3 protein-coding genes are annotated in these 2,101 nt (G+C 70.7%); 2 read left to right on the forward strand and 1 reads right to left on the reverse strand.

The annotated features are described in order from the left end of the window. Positions 1–358: 358 nt before the first annotated feature. Entirely contained in the window at positions 359–1,000 is a 642-nt protein-coding gene (locus tag AB0G02_RS36685) for a hypothetical protein (RefSeq protein ID WP_360804037.1), read from the reverse strand. A 362-nt stretch (positions 1,001–1,362) separates the two neighbouring features. Between AB0G02_RS36685 and AB0G02_RS36690 the strand changes: the two genes are divergently transcribed. Together AB0G02_RS36690 and AB0G02_RS36695 are read left to right on the forward strand one after the other, a co-directional pair. Further along, complete coding sequence (locus tag AB0G02_RS36690; protein ID WP_360804040.1) at positions 1,363–1,884, forward strand: sigma-70 family RNA polymerase sigma factor; 522 nt, start codon at positions 1,363–1,365, stop codon at positions 1,882–1,884. Then, a complete protein-coding gene (locus AB0G02_RS36695; RefSeq protein WP_360804043.1) occupies positions 1,877–2,053 on the forward strand; it encodes a hypothetical protein in 177 nt (58 codons plus the stop codon). The genes AB0G02_RS36690 and AB0G02_RS36695 overlap by 8 nt, the downstream gene beginning before the upstream one ends. Positions 2,054–2,101 lie beyond the last annotated feature (48 nt).

Consider the following 2,101-nt stretch of genomic DNA (forward strand, 5'->3'; position numbering starts at 1 on the left):
CTCCGGGGCCGGTTGCTCCGGAGTCGGGTTCGTGGTGAGCCACGCTTGTCGCGGTCGCTCCTTGAGGCTCGTGGGGGATCGACGCCACCACGGCATGATCGATCGGTGGCGTGCGGCGCGCGATCGTTGCGGCTCGGATCGCGGTGCGGCTTCTGGAGCGCTCGGGTGCTGGAGAGGACCGCGTCAGCATTCCGGTGCAGGATTCTGATACCCCATACTCGTTCCTGATACGGCTTACTCCCAGGAGCCGCTCATCCCTGGAGTCGACTGCCGTCCGGACGGGGTTGCGAGCTGTCACCCGTCGCGCTGATGCGTGCCGCTGTCGGCGGCAGTCCGCGATCAAGTGGTCACGCGGCGGTCAGCGGTTGATCTGTTGCCCTGCCAGCAGGAGCGCGCCGATGACGACGAAGCTGACGATGAACGTGGGCAGCGACGCGAGCACCAACCACCCGAAAGCGATCCGCTTGCGCTTGACGAAGAGCCGGACCAGCAGGCCCGAGGCCAAGGAGATGGGCAGCAGCCGACCCACGATCGTGCCGAGGCCGTACCCGGACAGGGGCACGCCGCCCAGGCTGAAGACCACGACCAGTACCACGCCGGCCCACACCAGCGACGCCTGCAGGGCGCGGAGGACCGACGTGCCCTCCGGCGCGGGCGGAGCCGGGTAGCCCACCGGATAGCCCCCTACCGGTGCCTGCCCCGCGGGATAGGCACCGAGGTGACCGTAACCGGGCATCTGCCCGGCCGGGATGGCCGTCGGGTGGCCTTGAGGAACCCCGCTTACCGGATACGCAGCCGGGTAACCCGCGGTCGGGTAGCCCGGCGCATCGCTGGTCGGGTAACCAGGCACCTGTGCGGCCGGGTAGCCGGGGGTCCCTTGGAACCCGGTGTGCGGCCCGTGCACCGCACCCGGTGCCTGCTCGCCGACGGAGTCCGGATGGGATCCCTGCGTGCCCGACTCCTGCGGCGACGGGTAGACGGCGTTGCGGTCAAACTCCATGGTTCACCCCGTGATGCGCGCAGCTGGTCGTGCCGTTCGACGAACAGGGTCTCACCAGACGTGGACGGCGGCGGCAAGAGTACATCGCCGCCGGGCGGATTCAGTTGTAGCCGCCGAACATGCACCGCGAGATGACCCCGGTGGCCCGCGGGCGCGACAACAATGGGACTCGTGGTGGAACGGCGGATGGACACCGTCCGATCTGCCAGGAGTTCTCCTGTCTGCGCACCGAGGCCTCTCCGTCCGACCCGGCTCGGGTGCAGGCACTGAAAAGCGCAGCGCGGGAACGCCTGCGGCGGCGAGCGGCAATCAGTTCTGTGCGAAACGACAGCGTCCCGGTGACGCGCAGGAGGAGCCCTCCGGTGGAGCGGCTGGACGGACCGGAAGCGCTGGCCGCCTGGTACGACGCCCACGCCCGCCCGCTCCACCACTACCTGGCCCGGCGGGCAGGGACGGCGGTGGCCGACGATCTCGTGGCCGACGTGTTCCTGGTCGCCTGGGAGCAGCGGGCGGGGTTCGACCCGACCCGTGCCGGGCCCAAGGCGTGGCTGTACGGGATAGCCACCAATCTGCTGCGGCGGCACCACCGTTCCGAGGAGACCCGGCTGCGGGCCTGGGCGCGGGACGGTGGCCGCCGGTCCACTCAGGACGAGGTCGACCACCGGGTCGTGGAGAGCGTGGACGCGGACGTGCGCGCTCGGCGGATGGCCGAGGCCATCGCGGGGCTGCGCGCCGAGGAGCGTGACGTGCTGCTGCTCGTGGCGTGGGGTGAGCTGACCGCCGCGGAGATCGCGGAGGTGCTCGGGATCAAGGAGCAGACGGTGCGGACGCGCCTGCACAGGGCCAGGACGAAGCTGAGGACCGAGGAGGCGCGCGATGCGTGAGGACGAGATGGACCACGTCGTGCGGGACGTGCGCGGCGACACGGCTCTGATGACCGACGAGAGCTTCGCCGCCAACCGGGAGAAGGTGCTGGCGCTCGCCGCGACCGGACGGCCGGCGGGCAGGCCGGCGCGGCGCTGGTGGGGTGTCGCCGCGTTGCCGAACGCGTAGTTGATGTGCGTCAGCTTCGCGGCCGAGCCGGAGGTGTGGATGTTCTTC

This window comes from Actinosynnema sp. NPDC023658 (assembly GCF_040639995.1).
In the GTDB taxonomy this organism is placed as follows: domain Bacteria; phylum Actinomycetota; class Actinomycetes; order Mycobacteriales; family Pseudonocardiaceae; genus Actinosynnema.